Annotated in this window: 6 protein-coding genes; 1 reads left to right on the forward strand and 5 read right to left on the reverse strand. The window is 69.0% G+C overall.

The window, feature by feature from the left end:
- Positions 1-13: 13 nt before the first annotated feature.
- The 4 genes from NX068_RS16990 to NX068_RS17005 all read right to left on the reverse strand — a co-directional run bounded on the left by NX068_RS16990 (position 14) and on the right by NX068_RS17005 (position 6,468).
- The gene (locus NX068_RS16990) at positions 14-2,314 is read right to left on the reverse strand and encodes a 3-hydroxyacyl-CoA dehydrogenase NAD-binding domain-containing protein (RefSeq protein WP_263462448.1); all 2,301 of its coding nucleotides are present in this window, start codon (positions 2,312-2,314) and stop codon (positions 14-16) included.
- 60 nt (positions 2,315-2,374) lie between these two features.
- Positions 2,375-4,255, reverse strand: coding sequence for an acyl-CoA dehydrogenase (locus NX068_RS16995; protein WP_263462449.1), 1,881 nt, complete (start codon positions 4,253-4,255; stop codon positions 2,375-2,377).
- Positions 4,256-4,569: 314 nt separating this feature from the next.
- Positions 4,570-5,634 carry a phosphotransferase gene (locus NX068_RS17000; RefSeq protein ID WP_263462450.1) on the reverse strand — a complete coding sequence of 355 codons (1,065 nt, stop codon included), beginning with the start codon at positions 5,632-5,634 and terminating at the stop codon, positions 4,570-4,572.
- A gap of 54 nt (positions 5,635-5,688) precedes the next feature.
- Complete coding sequence (locus NX068_RS17005; protein WP_263462451.1) at positions 5,689-6,468, reverse strand: SDR family oxidoreductase; 780 nt, start codon at positions 6,466-6,468, stop codon at positions 5,689-5,691.
- A gap of 68 nt (positions 6,469-6,536) precedes the next feature.
- On the opposite strand from NX068_RS17005, the gene NX068_RS17010 reads away from it, so the two are divergent.
- Positions 6,537-6,932 carry a cupin domain-containing protein gene (locus NX068_RS17010; RefSeq protein WP_263462452.1) on the forward strand — a complete coding sequence of 132 codons (396 nt, stop codon included), beginning with the start codon at positions 6,537-6,539 and terminating at the stop codon, positions 6,930-6,932.
- 61 nt (positions 6,933-6,993) lie between these two features.
- On the opposite strand, the gene NX068_RS17015 is transcribed toward NX068_RS17010, so the two are convergent.
- The gene (locus tag NX068_RS17015) at positions 6,994-7,449 is read right to left on the reverse strand and encodes an O-acetyl-ADP-ribose deacetylase (RefSeq protein WP_263462454.1); all 456 of its coding nucleotides are present in this window, start codon (positions 7,447-7,449) and stop codon (positions 6,994-6,996) included.
- Between the last annotated feature and the right edge of the window lie 85 nt (positions 7,450-7,534).

Genomic DNA, 7,534 nt, shown 5'->3' on the forward strand with positions numbered 1-7,534 from the left:
GGGGCGGCGGGGTTCAGGCGCCGCGAAAATCGGCCAGGCGGCCGCCATGTTCGGCCAGGCGCGCCAGCAGCGCCGAGCGGTCCCAGTAGCCGTGCGGGTTACCGCGCTGGCGCGCGTAGTGTTCGAGGCGGCGCACGATGTGCGCGGCACCGAGGCGGTCAGCCATGTGCATGGGCCCGCCACGGTGGTCGGGAAAGCCGTAGCCGCAGGTCCACACCACGTCGATGTCGCCGGTGCGGTAGGCGATGCCTTCTTCGAGGATGCGCGCGCCTTCGTTGATGAGCGGATACAGGCAGCGCTCGATGATTTCGTCGTCGCCGATGTCGTCGCGCTGCGCGATGCCGTGCTCGGCGGCCAGCGCGCGGCAGATGTCGGCCACCTCGGGGTCGGGCAGCGGCGTGCGGCCGTCGTAGCGGTAGTAGCCGGCGGCGGTTTTCTGGCCGAAGCGGCCGAGCGCGAACATGCGCTGCACCGCGGCGCGGTAGCTGGGGTCGGGCGGCAGACCGCCGGCCTCGCGGTGTTCGATCACCACCTTGGCGGCCACGTCGAGCCCGGCCATGTCGAGCATGCGGCACGGCCCCATCGGCAGGCCGAGCGACTGGATGGCTGCGTCGATGCGCGCCGGGCTGGCGCCTTCGAGCAGCAGGAACTCGGATTCGCGCAGATAGCTTTCGAGCATGCGGTTGCCGATGAAGCCGTAGCATACCCCGGACGCCACCGCGACCTTGCCGATGCTGCGCGCCAGCCGCATCACCGTGGCCAGCACCTCGGGGGCGGTGTGGGCGCCGCGCACCACTTCGAGCAGGCGCATGACGTTGGCCGGGCTGAAGAAGTGCATGCCGACGAAATCGCCGGCGCGGCCGCTGGCGCGCGCCAGCGCGTCCACGTCCAGCGTCGAGGTGTTGGTAGCGATGATCGCCCCTGGCCGGCACACCTCGCCAAGCTGCGCGCAGATCTGCAGCTTGAGCGCCATGTTCTCGAACACCGCCTCGATGACCAGGTCGCAGCCGCCCAGCTCGGCCAGCGCCAGCGTGCCGTTGAGGCAGGCCATGCGACGCTCGACCTCGGCGGCATCGAGCTTGCCGCGCGCGGCGCTGGCCTGGTAGTTGCGGCACACGATGTCCAGGCCGCGCGCCAGCGCCTCGGCGCTGCTGTCGACGAGCACCACCGGAATGCCGGCGTTGGCGAAGTTCATGGCGATGCCGCCGCCCATGGTGCCGGCGCCGACCACGCCGACGCGGCGGATCGGGCGCAAGGGCAGGTCGGCCGGCAGGCCGGGCAGCTTGGCCGCCTCGCGCTCGGCGAAGAACAGCGCGCGCATGGCCTGCGACTGCGGCGCGCGCAGGCAATCCTGGAAGGCCCGGGTTTCGGCCGCCAGGCCGGCGGCGAAGCCTTGCGTGCAGCCGGCCTCGACGACGTCGACGATGCGCGGCAAGGCCGGGTAGGCCGCCGCCCGCGCACCCAGCGCGGCCCGGCGCCGGGCAAAAAAGTCCGCCCAATCGGGCGCCGGGGGCGACGCCCCCGCCCCCGTCTCGGCACCGGCCCTGGTCTCGGCCCTGGCCTCGATCGCTACCGGGCGTTCGGCACTGCGGCGCGGGCCGGCCCCCTGCGCCAGCAGGTTTTCGGCATAGGCCAGCGCGGCGGCGCGTGGGTCACCGTCGACCACCGCATCGATCAGGCCCAGCCGCAGCGCCTCGTCGGTGCCGATCGGCTGGCCGTCCAGCATCATCTCCAGCGCCCGCCCGGCGCCCACCAGGCGCGGCAGGCGCTGCGTGCCGCCGGCACCGGGCAGCAGCCCGAGGCGCACTTCCGGCTGCCCCAGCCGCGTGCCGGCCTGCGCCACGCGGTAGTGGCAGGCCATGGCGATTTCCAGCCCGCCGCCGAGCACGCTGCCGTGCAGCGCCGCCACCACCGGCAGCGCCAGCCCTTCCAGCCGCGCCAGCGTGTCGAGCAAATGGGTGACGTCGTAGTCCGGGTCGTCGAACTCGGCGATGTCGCCACCGGCGACGAAGGTGCGCCCCGCCGCATACACCACCACCGCCGCCAATGCCGCGTGGGCCGGATCAGGAGCCGGATGGGTGATCGGGTTCGGGGCCGGATCAGGAGCCGGGTTGGCGGCCACCTCGGCGGCCAGCCGATCGACCGCCGCGCGCAGCCCGGCGCGCACCGGCGCAGCGAGCGCATTCACCGGCGGGTGGTCGATGCGGACCAGGCCGATGCGGCCTGCCCGCTCCAGGGTCACATGGGTCACACTGTCGTTCATCGCATCACGCATCCGCTTGTCCTCTCCATCCACGATTGCCTTGCCGTTCATCGTTCGCCTGCATTCCGGTAGCCTGCCCGTCCGAGCCGCGATGCATCCTCGTCATCCGCCTCAGAACCACGCATCGCGCATCTCGTACGCCACGGTGTCGCCGTCGCCCAGCAGCCGGCACAGCGGCACGATGGCCGGCAGTTCCCAGGCCAGATACCAGCGTGCCGCCTGCAGCTTGCCGCGGTAGAAATGGGCTTCGCTTGCGCCCTCGCGCTCGTCCTTAGCCTCGGCGCAGTCACCACCGTCAGCCCCCAGGCCGGCCAGCCGTTGCGCCGCGATGCACGCCTGGCGCAGCCACAGCCAACCCATCACCACGCGGCCGAAGACGTCGAGGTAGGCGGTGGCGTTGGCCAGCGCGCGGTCGACGTCGGCCGCCTGGGCGGCCAGCAGCGCGGTAGAGGTGTCGTCGAGCAGTCGCCAGTGGGTTTCCAGTGCCGTCGCCAACGGTGCCAGCACCGCCTCGCCACGCGCGGCGGCCACCGCTGCGGCGACCTCGGCGCGCAGGTGGCCGAAACCGGCGCCGCCGTGCTGGCGCAGCTTGCGGCCGAGCAGATCGAGCGCGTGGATGCCTTCCGTGCCTTCGTGGATGGCGTTGATGCGCTGGTCGCGCAGCAGTTGCTCGACCGGGTGCTCGCGGGTGTAACCGGCGCCGCCGAGCACCTGGATGGCCAGGTCGTTGGCGACGAAGCCGTATCTGGACGGCCACGACTTAACCACCGGGGTGAGCAGGTCCAGCAGTTCGCCGGCACGCTGCCGCGCCGCCGCCTCGGGGTGGGTGCGCTCGTCCTCGAAAAGCGCACTGGCATACAGGCACAACGCCAGGCCGCCTTCGGCATAGGCTTTCTGCGCCAGTAGCATGCGCCGCACGTCGGCATGCGCGGTCAGTGCCACCTGCGGCGACAACGGTTGCTTGTGCGACGCCGGGCGGCCCTGCTTGCGGCTGCGGGCATAGTCGAGCGCGTAGCGATAGCCGCGCAGCGCGGTGGCGGCGGCATTCAGGCCGACGCCGATGCGGGCCTCGTTCATCATCTGGAACATGCACGCCAGCCCCTGCCCGGCCTCGCCCACCAGATGGCCCACCGCGCCGCCGGCCTCGCCGAAGTTGAGCACCGTGGTAACCGAGTTGCGCTGCCCCATCTTGTGCAGCAGGCCGGCCAGCGCCACGTCGTTGCGGATGGCCGCAGGCGCGGCGGCGGTGCCGGCGACCTCGATGCCCCCCTCTCCATCGCCATCGCCCGGCAGCCATTTCGGCACCAGGAACAGCGAGATGCCGCGCGCTCCGGCCGGCGCGCCGGCAATACGGGCCAGCACCATGTGCACGATGTTGGCGCTCAGTTCGTGCTCGCCGCCGGAGATGAACATCTTCTGCCCAAACAGGCGGTAGCTGCCATCCGGCTGCGGCTCGGCTCGGGTGCGGATGTCGCCGAGCGCGGAGCCCTGGTCCGGCTCGGTGAGTGCCATCGTGCCGGCGCATTCGCCGTCCATCAGCGGCCCCAGATAACGCTGTTTCTGCGCCTCGCTGCCAAAGGCGCGCAGCAGGTTGATCACCCCCAGCGTGAGAAACGGATACGCGGTGGCCGGCCCGTTGGCCACCATCAGGTGCGCCATGGCGGCACGCAGCACGATCTCGGGCAGTTGCAGGCCGCCTTCGGCCTCGTCGCAGTGGGCCTTGAGAAAGCCGCTGGCGCGCAGCGTGTCCCAGGCCACCTGGGTTTCCGGAATCAGATGCACCCGCTCGCCGTCGAAGCGCGGCTCTTCGACGTCCCCCTTGCGGTAATAGGGTGCGAACTGCGCGGCGGCGATGCGGGCGAACAAATCGATGGCCGCGTCGAACACCTCGCGCGAATGCTCGCGGTAGCGCGGACGCACCAGCAGCGCGGTGGTGTCGAGCAGTTCGTAGAGCAGAAAATCCAGCTCGCGGCGGCCCAGCAGTTCGGCCATGGCGTTCTCCCGAAATGAGGTGGCGCGCCGGGGTGGGCGGCGCCGATGGCAGACACGTTAGCCAAGCGGGCGGCCGGGGGCTTGCGTCAATTGGTCGTGTCGGATGGGAGGACATGGGAGGATCGGGGCTGGGACGGAGCGGTGGTGGCGCCCCCTCTCCCCCGGCCCTCTCCCACGGGGGGAGAGGGAGAAAAACCGGGCATGCCGAGATGTGTGCATACGCTCGCCCTGCGGGAGAGGGTCGGGGAGAGAGGGGGCGCCCGGCGGCGGTGACAACCGCTAGCGCCCTGCCCCGAGCCGGGCACGGTGCGCGTCTACCCGGCGTGGCCGATGCGCTCGACCTGTCGCCAGCCGGCTTCGGCGACGACGCGGGCGCGCGCGCCAGTGGTCTGCGCATGCTGGCTGGACGCGGTACCATCAACCACGCGCCCCATGATGCCCTGCAGGATCGCCGCCAGCCGGAACAGGTTGTAGGCCAGATAGAAGCGCCAGGCCTCGGGCTCGACGACGCGGCCGGTGCGCCGGCAGTAGCGTGCCAGATAGTCTTCCGCCGACGGGATGCCGAGAGCGGGCAGGTCGAAGCCCACCAGCCCACGAAACTCGTCCGGCCGCAGATACCACGGCAGCATGTGATAGGAGAAATCCGCCAGCGGATGGCCGAGGGTGGACAACTCCCAGTCCAGCACCGCGATCAGGCGCGGCGCGTCGGCGGCGAAGATCAGATTGTCGAGGCGGAAATCGCCGTGCACGATGGCGGTTTCCTCGCCCGGCGGAATATGCGCCGGCAGCCACGCGATCAGCCGTTCCATGGCGTCGATGCGCTCGGTTTCCGAGGCGCGGTACTGGCGGCTCCAGCGCGCGATCTGGCGTTCAAAGTAGTTGCCCGGCTTGCCGTAGTCGGCCAGCCCCACCGCTTGAGGATCGACGCGGTGCAGGGCGGCGATGACGCGGTTCATCTCGTCATACACCGCGCCGCGCTCGGCCGCGCCGAAGCCGGGCAGGTCGCCCTCCCACAGCACCCGGCCGGCTACGTATTCCATGACGTAGAAGGGCGTGCCGATCACGCCGTCGTCCTCGCACAGACAGTAGGTGCGCGCCACCGGCACCCCGCTGTCGCGCAGCGCGGTGATGACGCGGTATTCGCGGTCCACCGCGTGCGCCGACGGCAGCAACTTGCCCGGCGGTTTGCGGCGCAACACGTAGCGCGCCTCGCCGGCACTGAGCAGAAAGGTGGGGTTGGACTGCCCGCCCTTGAACTGCTCCACCGTCAGCGGGCCGTCGAAGCCGGCGATGTGCCCGCGCAGATAGGCCGCCAGCCGCTCGACCTCGAAAGCCTGTTTTTGCTGCACCGGCATCGTGCCGACAAAGTCGTTCCGCATGATTGCGCTCCGCGTCAATGGTTCGCTGGATGGATGGGTTGCTGGACCGCTGGCTCAGTGGGCCAGGAAACCGCCATCCACCGTGAGGCAGGCGCCGGTGGTGTAGCTCGACGCGGCGGAGGCCAGATACAGCACCGCCCCCGCCATTTCCGAAGGTTGCGCCACGCGTTTGAGCGGCACCCGCGCCAGCATGGTGTCGAGCAGCGCCGGGTCGTTCACCAGCGCCGCGGCGAAGCGGGTATCGGTCACGCCGGGCAGCAGCGCATTGACGCGCACCCCCAGCGGCGCGCATTCGGCGGCGAAGGCGCGCGTCATCGTGACCACCGCGCCCTTGGTGATCGAATACACGCCCTGCCCCGGCCCCGGGGCGACGGCATTGATCGAGGCGACATTGACGATGCTGCCGCTGCCGTGGCGCGCCATCAGCTTGGCGCCCAGCGAGGAGCAGAAGAAAAAGCCGCGCACGTTCACGTCCATGGTTTTCTGGAACGCGGCCGGATCGGTGTCGACGATGGGGCCGAAATACGGATTGGTCGCGGCGTTGTTCACCAGGATGTCGAGCCGGCCGTAGTCGGCGGCGACGATCTCGAAGGCGTGCTGGATCTGTTCCACGTCGCCGGTATGGAACGGCAAGGCCCGCGCCAGCCCGCCTTGCTCGCGGATCGCCCCAGCCACCCGCTCGCAGGCATCGGCCTTGCGGCTGGCCACCAGCACCTGCGCACCGCTGGCGGCCAGCGTGTGCGCGACGGCTTCGCCGATGCCGCGGCTGGCGCCGGTCACCAACGCCAGTTGGCCGGTGAGATCGAACGAAGGAATGGAAAAGGTCGATGACACCTGGGCAGCCTCCTGAATGCGCTGACTTGGGCTGATTCGCGTCAAATCATGCCGACTCGTGGGGTTTCATGGGGCGGCATCCGCGGGATAGGCGGACGCGCCGCCGGGGCGCCGCGCTTGGCGGCTCCGGTCTTGGCATTCAGGCTATTCGGGGGTGGAACGGGCGTCTTGCGTCTATTGGCTGGCCCCGCCCGGCGGGTCAACTCGAAGATGGCGGTGTCGACCTCGCCTTCAATGTCTTGCCCGCCAAGCGCTCGGTACGCTTCCCTGCCCATCATGGAGGCGTGGAAGAACATCTTTATGTCCATGAGGGCACACTGACTGTGACTTTGGACGAGACACCGTTCGTCGTCTCGGCTGGAGATACCCTGTTCTTCCCGTCCGATTGCATCCACGAGTTTCGCAACGAAACCGACGAGCCCACGAGCTTTTTGATCGTCATCGACGATCGTTCCAAGCGATAGCGGCAGCTTTGCCCGGCGTCAGGTGAATACTCGATCAACAGGTGCCGGCTTGAGTAAATCTTCAGGCCGCAAGGCCTGCCATGGTTATCTGGTAGATATCCAAATCTTCATCACTGAAGCAGCAGAATATGACCTGCTCGATGCATGCTGACCGATGCGCCAAGACAGTGCTGACTGCAATCCGGGATGCTTCAAGCTTTGGATAGCCGTAAATGCCGGTGCTGATACTTGGGAATGCAATTGAACGAATGCCAAGACTCTCGGCCACGGCCAGCGAGTTTGCGTAGCAGTCGGACAGAAGCCGAGGCTCGCCATCGCTTCCGCCACGCCATATTGGACCAACTGCATGGATGATGTACTTGGCGGGCAAGCGATAAGCTTTCGTCGCCTTTGCTTGACCCGTCTTGCCACCGCCCAAGGACCTGCACTCATGAACGAGCTCCGGCCCGGCTGCCCGATGGATTGCTCCATCCACGCCGCCACCGCCCAGCAGCGAACTGTTCGCAGCGTTCACGATGGCATCGACTGAGTAACCGTCTTAGAAGTCAAGCATCGTGAAGCGATTTGTCCCAATGTTTGCCTGTGCGGACCATGGCGTTGAG

The organism is Thauera carbonicopians (assembly GCF_025699485.1).
Taxonomy (GTDB): domain Bacteria; phylum Pseudomonadota; class Gammaproteobacteria; order Burkholderiales; family Rhodocyclaceae; genus Thauera.

Excerpts from the sequence above, each read along its gene's own strand:
- NX068_RS16990 (WP_263462448.1), bottom strand. The coding sequence starts at position 2,314 with ATGAACGGCAAGGCAATCGTGGATGGAGAGGACAAGCGGATGCGTGAT.
- NX068_RS16995 (WP_263462449.1), bottom strand. The coding sequence starts at position 4,255 with ATGGCCGAACTGCTGGGCCGCCGCGAGCTGGATTTTCTGCTCTACGAA.
- NX068_RS17000 (WP_263462450.1), bottom strand. The coding sequence starts at position 5,634 with ATGCGGAACGACTTTGTCGGCACGATGCCGGTGCAGCAAAAACAGGCT.
- NX068_RS17010 (WP_263462452.1), top strand. The coding sequence starts at position 6,537 with ATGGGGCGGCATCCGCGGGATAGGCGGACGCGCCGCCGGGGCGCCGCG.